The sequence below is a fragment of the Pseudomonas sp. GL_093 genome (assembly GCF_057837605.1).
In genome coordinates, this window is sequence record NZ_CM174448.1 from 852,955 (window position 1) to 868,708 (window position 15,754).

Annotated in this window: 14 protein-coding genes and 1 pseudogene; 10 read left to right on the top strand and 5 right to left on the bottom strand. The window is 53.1% G+C overall.

Going from position 1 to position 15,754, the window contains the following annotated elements; all coding sequences use genetic code 11:
* The first annotated feature begins 158 nt into the window (after positions 1-158).
* The 3 genes from pmrG (at position 159) to AC3IUE_RS03720 (ending at position 2,990) form a co-directional block, all read left to right on the top strand.
* The gene (pmrG, locus tag AC3IUE_RS03710) at positions 159-830 is read left to right on the top strand and encodes a lipopolysaccharide core heptose(II)-phosphate phosphatase PmrG (RefSeq protein ID WP_461996920.1); all 672 of its coding nucleotides are present in this window, start codon (positions 159-161) and stop codon (positions 828-830) included.
* 26 nt (positions 831-856) lie between these two features.
* Positions 857-1,690, top strand: coding sequence for a phosphatase PAP2 family protein (locus AC3IUE_RS03715; RefSeq protein ID WP_461996921.1), 834 nt, complete (start codon positions 857-859; stop codon positions 1,688-1,690).
* Between the two features lie 367 nt (positions 1,691-2,057).
* A complete protein-coding gene (locus AC3IUE_RS03720) occupies positions 2,058-2,990 on the top strand; it encodes a metallophosphoesterase (protein WP_489265636.1) in 933 nt (310 codons plus the stop codon).
* A gap of 12 nt (positions 2,991-3,002) precedes the next feature.
* Here the strand turns inward: AC3IUE_RS03720 and rimJ are convergent, their stop codons facing one another.
* Together rimJ and AC3IUE_RS03730 are read right to left on the bottom strand one after the other, a co-directional pair.
* Entirely contained in the window at positions 3,003-3,569 is a 567-nt protein-coding gene (gene rimJ, locus AC3IUE_RS03725) for a ribosomal protein S5-alanine N-acetyltransferase (RefSeq protein WP_489265638.1), read from the bottom strand.
* 212 nt (positions 3,570-3,781) lie between these two features.
* Positions 3,782-5,188 carry a DUF2252 domain-containing protein gene (locus AC3IUE_RS03730; protein WP_489265640.1) on the bottom strand — a complete coding sequence of 469 codons (1,407 nt, stop codon included), beginning with the start codon at positions 5,186-5,188 and terminating at the stop codon, positions 3,782-3,784.
* A gap of 400 nt (positions 5,189-5,588) precedes the next feature.
* On the opposite strand from AC3IUE_RS03730, the gene AC3IUE_RS03735 reads away from it, so the two are divergent.
* Positions 5,589-6,569: a M50 family metallopeptidase gene (locus tag AC3IUE_RS03735; RefSeq protein ID WP_489265642.1), complete on the top strand. Its 981-nt coding sequence runs from the start codon at positions 5,589-5,591 to the stop codon at positions 6,567-6,569.
* A gap of 117 nt (positions 6,570-6,686) precedes the next feature.
* Positions 6,687-7,946 carry an IS256 family transposase gene (locus AC3IUE_RS03740; RefSeq protein WP_489263864.1) on the top strand — a complete coding sequence of 420 codons (1,260 nt, stop codon included), beginning with the start codon at positions 6,687-6,689 and terminating at the stop codon, positions 7,944-7,946.
* Between the two features lie 156 nt (positions 7,947-8,102).
* Here AC3IUE_RS03740 and AC3IUE_RS03745 read toward each other — a convergent pair whose 3' ends face one another.
* Positions 8,103-9,023, bottom strand: a complete 921-nt coding sequence (locus tag AC3IUE_RS03745; RefSeq protein WP_489265644.1) for a hypothetical protein — start codon at positions 9,021-9,023, stop codon at positions 8,103-8,105.
* 128 nt (positions 9,024-9,151) lie between these two features.
* On the opposite strand from AC3IUE_RS03745, the gene AC3IUE_RS03750 reads away from it, so the two are divergent.
* The 5 genes and pseudogenes from AC3IUE_RS03750 to AC3IUE_RS03770 all read left to right on the top strand — a co-directional run bounded on the left by AC3IUE_RS03750 (position 9,152) and on the right by AC3IUE_RS03770 (position 13,300).
* Positions 9,152-9,397 (top strand): hypothetical protein, encoded by a 246-nt coding sequence (locus AC3IUE_RS03750; RefSeq protein WP_489265646.1) that lies wholly within the window; start codon positions 9,152-9,154, stop codon positions 9,395-9,397.
* Between the two features lie 221 nt (positions 9,398-9,618).
* Positions 9,619-10,380, top strand: a complete 762-nt coding sequence (locus tag AC3IUE_RS03755; protein WP_489265648.1) for an AbiU2 domain-containing protein — start codon at positions 9,619-9,621, stop codon at positions 10,378-10,380.
* A 527-nt stretch (positions 10,381-10,907) separates the two neighbouring features.
* Positions 10,908-11,292: pseudogene (locus tag AC3IUE_RS03760) on the top strand (transposase); the annotation flags it as partial.
* A gap of 272 nt (positions 11,293-11,564) precedes the next feature.
* Positions 11,565-12,356, top strand: coding sequence for a hypothetical protein (locus AC3IUE_RS03765; RefSeq protein ID WP_489265650.1), 792 nt, complete (start codon positions 11,565-11,567; stop codon positions 12,354-12,356).
* Positions 12,356-13,300 (top strand): hypothetical protein, encoded by a 945-nt coding sequence (locus AC3IUE_RS03770; protein ID WP_489265652.1) that lies wholly within the window; start codon positions 12,356-12,358, stop codon positions 13,298-13,300. The genes AC3IUE_RS03765 and AC3IUE_RS03770 overlap by 1 nt, the downstream gene beginning before the upstream one ends.
* Positions 13,301-13,555: 255 nt before the next feature.
* Here AC3IUE_RS03770 and AC3IUE_RS03775 read toward each other — a convergent pair whose 3' ends face one another.
* A complete protein-coding gene (locus tag AC3IUE_RS03775; protein WP_489268750.1) occupies positions 13,556-13,774 on the bottom strand; it encodes a hypothetical protein in 219 nt (72 codons plus the stop codon).
* 453 nt (positions 13,775-14,227) lie between these two features.
* The gene (locus AC3IUE_RS03780; protein ID WP_489265654.1) at positions 14,228-15,316 is read right to left on the bottom strand and encodes a hypothetical protein; all 1,089 of its coding nucleotides are present in this window, start codon (positions 15,314-15,316) and stop codon (positions 14,228-14,230) included.
* Positions 15,317-15,754 lie beyond the last annotated feature (438 nt).

A 15,754-nucleotide genomic window follows, 5' to 3' on the forward strand; every position in this document is an offset into this window, starting at 1 on the left:
ATTGCGAGAGCTGAATGGTTTTTGTAGGACCGATGTGTAACAAGACTTTCGTACGGTCTTAAGCTTTTTTTCACATGAGTTTCACCGGCTGCCGACGCCAGCCTCTTTACCCTCGCGGCATCGAATGACAGTGATGCGTGCCGGCGAGGCGGTTTGATGTGGAATTGAGACTGAGGCTGTTCGGGATAAAACGCTCGATTGATCTGAGCCGTTTTGCCCGCTATCGCAATGCGGCTGTCGTGCTCACCTCGGCGCTGTTGGTGATTGCACTGACGGTCTGGCTGTTGCATCCTGCCGCTGTACCGGACCTGGCCCACGGCAATGTGGCCGGCGCCCGGGCGTTGAAGGCCGATTGGGCCAAGGGCAACGTGATCGTGCTGGTGCGTCACGTTGAACGCTGCGATCACTCCAGCGCCCCCTGTCTGATCGGTAACGATGGCATTACCGAACGCTCTCGCAGCGTCGCGGTGGAGGTCGGTGCGCAGTTCGAACAACTGGGGTTGAACAAGGCCGACATCTACAACAGCCCCATCCTTCGTACAGCGCAGACTGCTGGCTACATGTTCAACAAGGTCGGGGTCGGTGAAGAATGGTTGATCAATTGCAAGGGCACCATGCTGCGTGACGCTTTGGCGCACAAGGTGGCCGGGCGAAACCTGATTCTGGTGACCCACAGCGAATGCATGTCACAACTTGAGAAAGACCTCAAATTGCCGACCGCTACCCTCGGCTACGGCGCTTCTTTGTTTATCTCGGCCGAAACACCTCAGGCACCTCGGATGCTCGGTGTCATCGAAGCCTCGGATTGGCACTCGGTGACCGCCGAATGAATTCACTTTCTGGATCAGGACACACGATGTTGACTTCTTCCCGCTACCGCTTTTACTGGGTGAACTTTGGCATTCCGCTGGCCTGTGCGGTCGTGGTTTTCCTGCTGTTCGACCTGACCAAAATCGACATCGCGTTCAATGATCTTTTTTATGACCCGGTCACGCAGACGTTTCCGCTGGATCATGTCCATCTGTTCGAAAAGATCACCCATAAATGGGCGCGGATCATCCCGAACTGGACCGGAGAGATCGCGATCGTCGGCGCCTTGCTGTCGTTTCTGTGGCCTCGTCTGAAGGCTGAAAAGCATTCGAAAATCATCGCATTTCTGGAAAAAATCAAAGTCGCGCCGGTGCTTCGGTTCGCCAGCAAGCACCGTCGGGACTTCCTCTACGTGGTGTTCGCGTTCTCCATCAGCACCGGTGTGATCCACTACCTCAAGGGCCACACCAGCGTGTACTGCCCGGTCGAAACGACCCAGTACGCAGGGAAGATCGAGCACAAGGAGTGGTACCAGAATTTTGATCTGCTGAAAGTCGCTGGGCCCGGTCGCTGCTGGCCGGGCGGCCATGCCTCGGGCGGTTTCACCATGCTGGCGTTGTACTTCGTGGCGCGTCGTTACCGCTGGCGCTATTCCAAAGCGGTGATGTACGGCTCGCTGCTGCTCGGTTTCGTCTACGGCACGACGCGAGTTGTGCAAGGCTGGCACTACATGTCCCACACCTTCTGGGCCGGGATTTTCGTATGGCTGGCGTGTTTGCTGACAGCGCTGGCGTTCTATGGGCGAGCGCGGCTGGAGCAACCGGTGCTGCAAGCGCATGAGCGACCTGAAAGCGTTGCACAGCCGCAGACGGCTAGCTGATTCAAAAGACTTGAACGACAAAACCCGCCAACCCTGAAGAGGGTGGCGGGTTTTTTGTTGTCCGTCTTGTGGGGCGGTGTTCGGGAAATTGCCTTCGCCAGCAGGCTCGCTCCTACTGAGAAACAACGGGCTAAAAAAAGGTATACGGGGCGAATTCTTAACAAAGTGTGAACAACTGGTGTGATCTATTAATAGCAACCCTTGCTTTCCCTTAATGCCTGGCTGGCCATGCCAAGTGAGCCCTTGATTGAAACGCCCCCCAATTCCATCGCCGGCTGCAAACCGTTTTGTGCCCGGAAAAACTGTTCACAGGTTAAGCATCGTCGCAGTCATCCTACTGATTGGCGCAGCGATGGTCGGGTACTGGATGTTTATACCGCCGGCGCCGTTTGTTCCGTTGAGTGGTCTGGATCCTTCCGCCGTGTCGATGATTGCCTTGGGCGATCAGGGCAGTGGTGATCTGCAACAGTGGCGAGTGGGACAGGCCATGGAGCGAGTCGCGGCCAGAGACGGGCGGCTGGACATGGTCGTGTTGTTGGGCGACAACTTCTATGGCAAACCGCTGACCAGTACCCACGACCTTGGCTGGCAAATGAAATTCGAGCGCGTCTATTGGGGCCAGTGGCTGAGTCATGTGCCGTTCTTCGCTGTGCTGGGCAATCACGATTACCCCGTGTCGCAGAAGTTCGAACTCGAATATGGCCAGCAGCGCAAGGGCTCGGGTCGCTGGCAGATGCCGAGCAATTTCTACGTCAAGGATTTCGGCAGCGTCGATGGGCGCCCGTTGGTGCGAATGGTGTTCCTCGACACCTCGGCCCCACGGGAATCCTTTCAGCGTCAGATCGACTTGCTTGACCAAGCCTTCCAGCAGCCGGGGCCGGCGCCTGTATGGCGCATTGCGGCGGCCCATCACCCGGTCCGCAATCATGGCCAGCATGGTGAGGACGGTGAACTGGTCAACCTGTTGTTGCCCGCGCTGGAACGCAACAAGGTCGACGTGTTCCTGGCCGGACACGACCACAATCAGCAACTGCTGCTACGCGCTGCCGAGCCAGCCTGGGTGGTTTCCGGGGCCGGGGGCCAGAAACTCTACGCCGTTGGCGCCGGAGCGCAGGACACCTCGTTTGCCACCGCACACGCCGGTTTTGCCAAACTTGATTTGAATCCCAGCCAATTGCGGCTGAACTACTATGACGAACGAGGCAACCTGGAAACCGGTTATCGTTGGGACCGGGATTGTCAGTGGATGGCCAAAGGCTGCCTGTTGCCCTACGTTGCGCAACAGGTGGTTGTGCAATAACACGATGAGCGCTTAGCGGAACGCGGTATTCGGTGCTGGGTTGATCAACGCGGTCAACACATGGTCCTGCCAGCGCCCGGCGATACTCAGGTAGGCCTTGGCGTAGCCTTCACGTTCAAATCCCAGGCGCTCCAGCAGCCGCGCACTGCGTTCATTGCCCGGGATGTAATTGGCCATGATCCGGTGCAGCTTCTGCTCATCGAACATGTAGCCGATTCCCGCTTCCAGGGCTTCCTGCATCAAGCCCTGGCCCTGATGAGATTCGTCGATGTGGTAACCGAGATAGCAGGCCTGAAACGCTCCGCGAGTGATGCCGCTGAAGTTGCAGGCGCCGATCATCTGGCCGTTGTCCGGATCCAGCAACGCGAAATGCACTGCCAGACCGGCCTGGAAAGCGCTGGCTTGCACCTCAAGGCGCGGGCGGATGCGTTCAGGGCTGTGGTAATCGACGGGGCGAATCGGCGACCACCGGGCGAGATGCCTCAGGTTGCGCCGGTAGAAGTCGCTTTCCAGCGCCGCCTGTTCAGGGTCGAGCACCGCCAGCGTCAAGCGCTTGCAGGGTAGGGATAACAGCGGCATAGGGCGCTCCGGTTCACGGGGATCGTCGCGCAAGCATTGCGTGGCCAGCGGGGAAATACAACAAAACAGCAGGCAAAAAAAAGCCCGCGGGAGGGCGGGCAAACCATAGTTTCTTGAATGAGCGAGTTCAATGTACCGTTTGGTGAGAGGTCGTGGGGTGAAGAAAAATTCATGTCGATGAGTGCCCGCTACTTCGCACCCGTGAAACACGCCTAAGGCAAATGATCCGCCGCAAAGTCCGCTTCCGAGCGCGCCCGCAAACGGCCCTTGCGGCAGGCCTGCTGGAACTGTTCGAAGTCGCGCTCATTCTGCGCGGTGTAGCTTTGCGCATACTTGAATAGCGCGTCGGCCAGCGCATCGCTTTTGCCGATGTAGCCGCTGATGTGTGCGGCGTTCCCCGACGATTTGGCATGGGCGCGGGCTAACGCGCGGCCACAAATGCGTCCGTAGGCGGCGAAGGTGTCTGCATCGAACGTCTCGAGTTCAGCCGAGACTTTCATGTCGCGCAACTGGCGCACATAGAAGTGTCGACCGCTGGGGCCGGTGGTCCAGCCGAGGAACAGGTCACTGGCCGATTGCATCAACCGTTGACCATCGACCACGCGCTGACCGTTGTGCCGAACTCGCGATTTAGTCTTCACATAATCGGCAAGCACCGAACGACGTGCCTCCTTGAACTGCAGGAACAGCGGGAACTCCTGATCATCGGTCAGCAGAGCTACCAGGCAACGAGTCCCGACGCTGCCCACGCCGACCACTTTGAACGCCATGTCGTGGGCATGAAAACGCGACAACAGCTCGCGACGGTCGGCTTGCAGCGTGCCGGGATAGTCGCGCATGAACGCGTCGTAAAGCGCACGCCAGTCCGACAGGCGCAGCCAGTCGTCGTCGGCATCCAGCAGCGTGGTGTTTTCGTGTAAATGGAAAATTTCCGGCAGATCATCGCGAATGATCAGTCGGCCCTGTGCGTCACGGTCACTGATTTTCGGCAGCAGTTCAGCATGGGTACGCCGTTCGGCTTTTTCGATGGCGCGCTCTACATGCTCCAGTGTCGCTTTGCTCGCCTGCTGCCGCAGATCGCGGTAACTGATGGACTCGTACCAGGTTTCCATGGCGCTTTGTTCGGCGCATTCGAGCATGGTCTGTTGATAGGCGCCGACCACCTGGCGGCAGACCGTTTCTTCGACCGTGTCGCCATGACGCAGGTCGCGCGCTGCCACCACGAAACTTGCCACCAGCCGTTTCAAGTCCCACTCCCAAGGGCCGGGATGGGCTTCGTCGAAGTCGTTGACGCTGAACAGCAGATTGCGTTCCGGCGTTGCAAAACCGCCGAAGTTCATCAGGTGACTGTCACCGCAGATGGGCGATACCAGACCCATGTTGGACGTTGCGGCCAAGTCGTGGGCTTGCAGCAGCGCGTTGCCGCGATAGAAGGTAAACGGCGAGACCAGCATGCGGCCGTAGCGCAACTCGACCAGCGACTTGATGCGGCCTTCACTGGACGTTTTGATCAGCGGCAGCGGGTCGCGATTTATTTTCCCCATGGACGCCTGCGAACTGCGGGAGCAGTTCTTGCGAGCATCCTTGCCTTGCTTCAAGCGGTCGTTGAGGGTGGTCATGTGGGCTCGTTTGGTGAGTGTTTTAGACGTGTGAGAGATGAGTGTAGAAGGGCTTCGGGTCTTCATCCGATGTCTGGATGGCGATGGGGTATTTGCTGGTGGGAGTATTGATGGCAATTGGTGCATCGAAATAGTTGGCTGAGGTATGAACGCTGTAGGACGTGGCCTGCATTTTTGCGAGCTGATTCCTACGAAGTGCGGCGGTTGAAGCCGAAGATCGACATCACCTAAAGTTTCAGGCCTACCTCAGTCAATACAGTACGGGTTCAATGATTGGCAACAAATTGGTAATAGGCGTACTTCGACTGCTCTCGGCGGTGCAGATGTTGATCTCCATGTGTGGGGTGCTCGCTGGGCCATTGGCATCGACTCGGATCTTGCACCCTTTTTGGCGTTGCTCATGGCATCTGTGTTGACCATTTTGAGCATCTGCGTCCATGAAGGCGGCCATTATCTAGGGGCAAAGTGGAGCCACATGACTGTGCTCGCAATGCGTATTGCGGCCGTAGAATTACTACCGCTTCGACGTGGGTGGCGTATGCGTTGGTCGCCTCGGCTAAAGCGATTGAATGTGGGTGGTTATGTGATGGCCGCGTCCGACCCTTATCGATCGATGCGTAGGCAGACCATTATGTTTACTGCCATGGGGCCCGTATTGAACCTGTTCGTTGGAGTTCTTTGCATTGCAGCAGGTCTGCTGTCGCAGGAGTCCATACGAATGTTTGCGCTGGCCTTCGGTGCCAGCAACATTGCCATGGGCATCTCCAATCTGATTCCCACTTATCTAGGGGGCATCAGTGATGGTGCCGGACTGATCGCATGGTGCTTTCTTAAGGATGAGCGAACTCCGCTGCTTGCGAACGCTCGATTGCTGTCACTTTCTGTTGCCGGGGTTCCCAGTGAAGAATTACCCGCTGGCGACATTGCTCAACTCTCATCTGAGCCCATGCCTGCGCCGTTGTTGGCTGTTTGGTATCGCTTGAACGCTCTGCAGAGTCGGGGCGATTGGCATGGCGCTGTGCAAGAAGGCGAAACCTTACATGCATTGCTGGAGACGCCATCTCAAAGCCCGGACTCAATGGCATTGTTAATTGCAATCCTGCAAGTTGAGTTGGGTTTCTCTCGAGCAATGCTTCGAAGGGAGGCGGGTGAGATGCGAGATGACTTGTTGAGCGATGAAGTTGACTGGTGTTGTCCCGTCTTGCGACCCCGTTGTCTTGCGTTGCACGAAATCCTCAAGGGAAATCATTCGGCCGCTGAGCAATACCTCGACCGGTCACTGAGTATTGCGCGCAATGCTCGGGACCTTTCCCTTGGCAAGAGCGAATTGAAGTTGGCAGCCTATGTGCGAGAGCTTGGTGGCGGGACGGTCGAGCCGTAGCGCGCAGAAGGTGGTGTCATTCGGGGGCATTGAAAGTGAGAGGGTGACGGTACATGGGAAAAGTCGGGAGTGTCATAAATTTTGTGTTCGGGCATAACATGTTGCAGAGGTGCATGTATGCCGACCAAGAAAAAACCGGCCAGTGGGGCCGCGCGAGACCTTCCAGCCATTCCAAAAGAGCTGATTGATCAGTTCGTAAACGGCCCGATGAGTGCCGAAGCCATTCAGGATGCCTCGATGGCGTTCAAGAAGGCGCTCATCGAGCGAGCCCTTGGTGCCGAGTTGGGGCACCACCTTGGTTATCCTCAGGGCGCGGAACGCCCCGAGGAGTCGAGTAACCAACGTAACGGCCGAAGCGGCAAGACCGTGCTGACCGATGACGGCCCGTTGCGCCTGGATATTCCCAGAGACCGCGATGGCAGCTTTGCTCCGATCCTGATCCCCAAACACGAGCGCCGGTTTACAGGCTTCGACGACAAGATCATTGCTATGTATGCCCGCGGCATGAGTGTTCGCGAGATTCGTGCATTTCTCTCGGAGCAATACGGAACAGACGTCTCCCATGACTTCATCAGCTCCGTCACCGATGCTGTTCTGGAAGAAGTCAGTACCTGGCAGCAACGACCACTTGAACCCATGTACCCAGTCATTTTCTTCGATGCTCTGCGGGTCAAAATCCGTGACGAAGGGGTGGTTCGCAACAAGGCAATCTACTTGGCCCTGGGCGTGTTGCCGGACGGCACACGAGATATTTTGGGGATCTGGATTGAGACCACTGAGGGTGCCAAGTTCTGGATGAAGGTCTTCAATGACCTCAAGACCCGAGGCGTCGAAGACGTTTTGATCGCGGTAACTGACGGACTTAAAGGCATGCCAGAAGCCTTAAGTGCGGTGTTTCCTCAGACGACGTTGCAAACCTGTATCGTCCACTTGATCCGTAACAGCCTTGATTACGCGGCTTGGGACAAGCGCCGCGAACTGGCCAAGGCCCTGAAACCGATCTATCAAGCACTCAACGCTGAAGTTGCCGAGCAGGCTCTAGAGGCCTTCGAGTCTGGACCTTGGGGTAAGCAATATCCAACGGTGGCTGCGGCCTGGAGACGTGCCTGGGATCGAGTCATCCCGTTTTTTGTCTTCCCGCCAGCCATACGAAAAGTGATCTACACCACTAATGCTATCGAGAGCATCAATGCTCAGTTGCGCAAGATCATCAAGACAAGGGGGCACTTTCCAACCGACGATGCAGCGACGAAGTTGATCTGGCTGGCATTGCAAAATATCACCGCCAATTGGGGCAGCCCCGCCCATGACTGGAAGAACGCCATGAATCAGTTTGCGGTCTTGTACGGAGATCGATTCATCAGGCCGACCTGGTGAAATGAAGGCCTGCCTGACGGCAGGCCATTACCGGCCCGCACACAAAAAATCTGACACTCTCGAAAAGTCTATTGGCTTTTTGATTTACTCACCAGTAAGTCACATTAAGTGAAACCTTCTGTTGAGTTATTGAGCCACTTCGCCAACGAGCATCCTTCAATACTCAGCCACCCCCAAAGCCCTCAAAACCCACCCGGCCTCACCAGGCATCAACGTGTACTGAACCTGCCGCATTTTCCCCGTCCTGCCCGCATCGGCATCCGTGCTGTCATAAACCGGGAACCGCTGCACCAACGCATTTTCCACCACGGCAAACTCATCCTCGCCCTGGTAGCCGACCGCTGTTTTCGGGTTCTCGCTGACAGGTGGTAGATAAATTTCGCTCAGTGACTTCTTGCGGTTGGCAGCGTAAGCAATGAGCTCGCCCGGCATCCCGCGCCCCGGAGACCTGATGAAGACGTAAATCTCTGGAGAGCCATTGCGATCAAGGTCGGCGACCTCTGCTCGAACGATGGTGCCGGTGAGGGGGCGTACGATCTCTGAGTTATCGATTTCCAGACCTTGGGGAGCAATGCGTAGAGCACGATTTCCAGCGACCGACACGCTCGTCACATGAAAGCCAATGCCCTGCAATTCAAGTGTCTGGTCGAACGGCTGGTTGCTATCCGTCGCATCACCCGAGAGGCTCAATGAAAGGCTGTAGTTGGCCACTTCATTGCGCCGAGCGGCGTTGCGCATCAGGTATACCTGAACCGTATATTCGCCATCGGCGGGCAATGGTCCCAGAAAGTGATTGCCCATGATTGATCCGTTAAACAACGCGTAGTCCGCACCTTTCGCGGTGATGTTGAAGTAGGCAGAGGCGCTGGAAGACTTGAAGTCCACGGTCATCATTTCGCCAGCCTTCGCGTTTAGACGGTACTGCGCGGTGAGCGGGCCTTTGATGGATCGGGCGAACCTGATGGTGTCTGAACCCTTTTTGAAGGTGACCTGCTCGACATGAGGGGCGATCTCAATCGCGGCGTGTACAGGCACAGAAACCATGGCGGCCAGGACGGCTGCGATCCATACGTTCATGTTGATCTTCCTGAGTGCGTTGGTTGCTCAAGCAGTTGCAGGTGCACCCGCAGCATAGGAGCTATTGAGGTGGGGCGAAGCTGGGCTGGACGTCGATGATAAGGAGGGCTTGGCGCATAGGCGTCTCCGTGGGAGGTCGCGACGATGATGGCTTGGCCGCAGGGTTTTTTGTGGTGGTCTTGCGAGCCTTATCGCGGGCAGGCCTGCTTTTGCCGGGGATGGTGATGCTGCCTACAGAAATGACCAAACCCCAGATGCAACAAAACCCGCACTTGGCGGGTTTTGTTTTGCTTCGTATTTGGTGGAGCCGGGGTAAGTTGAATCTGTTCAGTAAGTTATTGATTTATAATATTAGTATCGGATTTTATTTTTAGTTGGAATACCAATTGGAATACTGCACTCCACTTGACCACCCGTTTGCATTCGATTTGACCAGCACGCTTCGTAACCATGATTGGCAGTGAACTGCCCATAGCAGCCGGTGGCGACAGGCAGAAGTCGACCCATAACTGCCGTTGCCGAAAGGCAGAAATTGACCGGACTCCGTCGCATCTGCGCGTTATGATCAGAATAATTTAGCTCGTAGACGACGCAGATGGACGATACCCAACAAGAGATCGAACGATTGAAGAACATCGTCGACACGGCCCGACAGGAGATCGAACTGGCGGTTATGTTCCATGAGACGTGGCGACCCGCGGCATATGACACCGGCCTTCATGCCCGTATCGGCACTTCCTATGCGGCACATGCCTTTCAGATCATTCGGTTGTCGCTGCGTCGTGAGTTATTACTGGCGCTGACGCGCGTATGGGATACCAACAAACAGGCTGTGAGGATGAGCCTGATCGCGGATCGTCTGCGAGACAGGAAATTCTTTGAAGCCCTGGTTCAGTTCCGGGCTGGGCGCACAGGCCTTCGCTCTAGGTTCACACCCGACACCATGAGGGAATCACTCACGCCAAAACGGGACCAAGTACTAAAATTGATCGACAAGTACAGCGTGAATGGCACAGCCTTCGAGGTTCTGGAGAAGCTAAAGATGTTACGTCACCAGCATCTGGCACACCGGCAATTGCCAAATGCACCGGTGGCAGTAGCGGGATCGGATACCCCGGAGCAACAAGACAAGGAAGGTGAGCCGCCTGTTTGGGCGACCGATGACGAGATTGAGACGTTCTATCAAGACAATCTCGAAATCATGCGCCTACTGTTGAGTTTGGTTCAAGGTCTGGCCTTCGACCTATCGGAAGCCACCGACGTCTACAAGCATCACGCGAAATACTTCTGGGCTTCTGCACGTGGTGAGCGCACCGAGGGGCATCCCAATTATCATCCGCCGCCTTCAGGCTTGTGATAAGAGGTGTGGCGGGATTCCGCGATTGCAGTTTGATTGCACGCTCTTAGCTCTTAGCCCTTAGCCCTTAGCCCTTAGCCCTCAGCGCAATGCAGAAGTTGTCGACGATTCCCGTAGGGACGTCGACCGTCCGTTGTTGGCCGTTTTTTGCCTGTCGCGAAGGACGGCAACCGACCCAATGCAGCCGGTCATAACCGGCAGAGATCGGCCAATAGCAGTCCCTCAAATGGGATCTACGATATTAGGGCCGATTCACACTCTCTCACCCCAGGCTCTCCCGATGTGGCTTTTTGAATAGACGCCACCACCAAGGTTTGACCTCCCGCTTTGCGCGCTCCCAATCGTGCTTCAGTAGGTATGCCACGCGTTTCGAAAACTCAGGGAGCCGCTTTTCAGGTTCTTTGCAATCAGAAAGCCCTTCAATGCAGTTGAGGATGGCAACATCCTCAGGGTCGAGAGGGTTCAGTAGCAACTCAAACACCAGTCTCAACTCAGCCAGTGGTGTCTTGGCTTCCTGTGGAGCAGTGATACTCGCAGCCTTCGGAGAGCAACGTGAGCGTTTCCATGGCGCGGACGAGCTGCAAAAGTACTCCGGCATTGCCCCGGTGACGGAACGGAGTGGCAAGAAGAGCTGGGTGCATTGGCGCTGGCAATGTCCAACGTTTCTTCGTCAGACCTTCGTGGAATGGGCGGGTCAGACCATCAACAAATCCTTTTTGGGCTGGAGCCTACTACCGGCAGCAACGCGCCAAAGGGAGTACCTACCAGGCTGCCGTACGCGCACTCGCGTTTAAGTGGATTCGGATTCTGTACCGGTGCTGGCAGACCAGGACGCCCTACAATGAAACCACCTATTTGAATGCCTTGAGGAAGCGTGGTTCACCGCTCCTCAAGAACCTCGATTTAGGTTGACTGACTTCCTCAGGGCGTGAAGCGGGCCATCGCATGAGGCGGTAAACGGCCATGAGTCGTTGTTTGGATCGATTACGAAGGCGGGGCGATTCATGCTTCTGAGGGGGGAATGAAATCTCAACTCCCTTGCCTGGACAGTGGCTCAAAGATATCATCAGCCTCAACGCGAGTGAGGTCGTAACGAACGTACCTCTACTAATGGTTTGGTATGAGATCGGATATTGTAGATTGAATGAGCATTATCAGATAAATACAAATAGCAGGATATGGATTTGAACACTATTGCGAGCGATGTAGCTGAACGATACTACTTAAAGCCAATAGTCGAATGTGAGTCCCCTGCTCCTGTGATGCCGCTTGTGCATGTGTGTGACTGCCATGCATTGAGATCTATCATAACCACAAATAAACTCAAGCCTACCTTATGCAATGTATATAGCGAAAATTTACTGTACTTTTTTTATGGGCGTCCATCCTACAGGGTAAATAACGGCGACCTTCCTGTTAATATCCCAGCCTTGTTTCCCTCATGCCTGATTCTGGATTCGCAACTAATTTCGGATATAAAACGAATCTATCCATTCGATACAGGCGCCTTCAATGCGGGTCTCTATTCGGATTTAGTGCATAAAAATTCTAATCGGGATGATTATATTTTTGACAGTAATTATCTGTTTATTCAAAAATACATTGGGTTGTTTTATAGCGGCAATAAAAACTATTACGATGGCAATCCAGTGATCACCTCAACATCGCTGCCGCCTATGGGGTTTGAACTTCAGGCACTCCTTGATCTGATTAATCGGAAAGGAGCATCGAAAGTAGACGACCGAAGCTATACGATTGAGATACAGTCTAGCTCTGAGACTGACATATCCAACGGATCAATTAAAGCAATCGTTGCTCCAGAGTCGATGTTCGAGGATCAATATTTTTCTAGTTATATCTACGATAACGACATTGAACCAATTTCGTACGGAGGGTATCGAGCAGATCCTAGCCATCTTACGACTGTAATTATATCCAAGGTTCGAGACTACTACCTTGAAGAAGGATTGATTTGATGAGCAAAGCATTCCGACTTTTTGGTTTTGCCTCCCCGACGGACTCTGGCAATACTTTTTCAACTCCTGTTTTCTCAAATGGTGATAGCTTCTACGTTCAGGTGATCGATAGGGAAGACCGCATTGCTGATTTTGAAGCTATAGATAGCCGTAGTATAAACTGTCAAGAAAACTCAGAAGGCACCTATTACAAACGGGGTGACCGGGCAGTATATGCAGTTCGCGATCAATTCAACTATCTGACGATTGACGGGAGAGACAAGATCAAGTCTTACCTGCGATCAAAAATCAGGAGCTATGTCAGTACGCCGTTTTTCTATAAAGCAGTCAGTGAATTTTGCAGTGAAGGTTTGGCCGAGTATGCTGGCTGCGAGAGTTCCAGGGACTTTCTGTTGCGACAAGTGTTAGTTAATTTTGCCAAATCCTATCGATTCAAACCAGGGTTTAATTACTACAGAATACAAGAAAGGCATATTGCATCTGCGCATCAGCTATTTCATGGCAAGAATAATATCGATAGTCTTTCGGATAATGTTGCGAAAAAGCAACGTACAATTTCTTCTGAAGAATATGCTGATTTTTTTGAAACGTATCATGACTTTATTCAAAAAGCAGCTCTGAAACACAAGAATGTAGCAAAAGAGAAGGTGGTTTTAGACTCAATTTATTTGGGCACTCATATATTACCGATCACTCTCTCACGACTGACTTCCGATACTATGCATGACCACCTGGTGATGGTAATTAAAAAGCATACCTATAGCGATAAGCGGCTGAAGACTAGCCTTAATTATATCCCTTTCGATGCTGAGCAAAAAGCCTCTGTGGAAACACCGGCAATGGTAAAACTTAAAAAGCTCTACAATGATAAATCTACGCTTCCCGCGCTTTCATTGATGCTATTTGTATATACGATAGCTCGGCAGGTAGGCCGTAACGATTAAGCCAAATTAAAAATATTCTAAGCTCCTTCGATAGCGATTCATTGTGATCTCCCTGGCCGTTCTCAGTCGGTCGTCACTACGGCGCCTGTTTGTCAAGTCGAACGCAAGCATTAGTCAGCATGGATGCAATTGACTGGTCAGTGGCAACGCAAATGGGTGACCAAGTGGGATGCAATTTCCTACTCTTCGCAGAAATCCCATCTTCCGCATTAAATCGGGATTCGCTTATTCAAGAAGAAGGGCGTTAGATGACGCCTATGACTGCCGTAGCCGCATGATCGCATCTGTGATCGCTTGGGCATTTGTGTCCAGCGTTTCCATCGCCCCCGCTGCGTTAGCGGCAACACTCCCGACTCCATTCTCAGAGAGCCACTTGGTGATCTCGTCTATAGCAGCACCTATGGCGTGCTGGTTGTGCAGGAGCAATGTTAGTGCGTCCGCTGTGGCGATGTGGGCCTCTGAATTATCTGACATGGCTATCGTCCTTGAGTGATGGTGCGGGAAGCCTAGATTATCTCGTCGCTGGTTGGGAACCAACTTTTCCATATCCGCTGACACCTGGGTAATTGCACTGACTTGACCACCCATTTGCAATCGACCCCACCCGCCATTTTCATCGGGCTTGACCAGCATCCTTAGCAACCATGACCGGCAGTGAACGGCCAGAAACAGTCATTGGCGCTTACTCAATCTATTCTGACCACGGGTTAAAATGCATGGTAGTTAAAGGAGAGAAAGCTTGGGCGTCCCGGTGAATTCGACGCCACGGTAAAGCGCTCACGGGAAAAAGAGAAAATTCAGATAATCGCTAAGCTTGCGTGTGGAATAAGGGTAAAAAACACCACTGAAGCCAGCGCTAAGTAATGGTCTAAACTGCCATGCAGACGCCTCGAGCCTAACACGGCAGCTTACCTTTCGAATTTTCGTTTATTCTATGGCATCCGAGTCGGAAGCTCCGACAATTCGGGACTTACCTAAAAATAGATTGCCGCCCACCAAATAGGGTCTTAGCTTTCTAAGTCTGCGATAATAAGCAAGAAGAACGCGCAATTGATGTAGAGCGTCGACATTCAGATAATCAAAACTATTTCGATAATCATCCCACTTCATCAAATTAAAGAAGAAGTCTACAAACTCTTTTAAGCGGGTCAGGATTTCAGGGGCAAGAGTGGCCGATATTAACCTTTCGTCATCAAAGCCGGATATTTTGTTTTCTTTGAAATATCTATAAACAGTCGAATAATACTGTTCTAACGCTACGAAAGAAGTCTCATCAAAAATCTGATGAGCGGACGTTTCAATTCTACGAGCAAGGTTAGACAATAAGTTGAGCTTGATGTGCCCTGGAGAGGCAAACTGAATCTCTGATACTTTTGCCCTGTGAATAGATGGCGTTACTGAATTCAACCCCGTGAAAAGATGGACCGCACTGAATCCCCCCGTCCAACTGCCTGCAAGTTTACTCAATGCACCATGTACTGCGGGGCGATCAAGATGCTCCAGCCCATAGTGAAATGAATAGAGCTGCTGATATATCTTAGGGACTAGTGAAAAATCATCTATGTACAGCTCGCCATCCAAACCAAGGAAATAAGACTCTGTAATCTCCTCAGCCAACTTTTCCGCCGCCGGAGTTGCTATCTCAGGAGTTAGGTACGAGTCAAACTCAGGCAAATACGCTTCTGGTAGCTTGTCCCAGCTTGTACGAAGAAAAGCACTGCGCTTTGCGGACCCACCTGTATGAAATACAACTACCCACTCAGACTCTATATATATCTCTCTTAGTGTTATCTGTTGCTCCAAATAATCTCGAAGAGATTTTCGGCCCACTGGTATAATGCACCAGCGATTACGAGTCGCATTGCAATCGAGCCAAGCGTACAACAAATCATTGCCAGATTCGCTTTTATAAAGACTTAATAATGGACCCTCGAATTCAATCAGATCAGCATTCCACTGATGCTTGGAGAGAGTTCGAGCATCTATTTTTTGACCTTCAATACGGAGAAAGCTCATGGGATTGCTCGCACCGTTGACACGTTATTATAAACGTTACCCGTCGCGTACGGGTGAAAGTCAAAATGGCCATAACGATCCGCCGTGGTACAGGCTCCGTCATTGGGTGTAATTAACAAATTCGCTACATGTCCACCAAACACCTTACGTGCCATGCGAAAGCTTTTTTGAACGCTTTGGAAAGCACTAACACTTTGGGCATACGACATATGCATAGATAGCCCCCAGCAGGAGCACTTCTCGACTGGGTCAGAGGCCCGAAGAAAGCGAGGAGGGTTTCGAACGGCCACCGGAGCGAAACACTGCGTACTAACGGGATTTGCCACCCACCGCCATGCATCTCGTTGAATCGGAGATGTTCCTGCTGGCGGACATTGATATCCATTCGCGGACAGCAGCGCCAGCTGGGCGCTATACGTATAAGACATAAAATCCCTT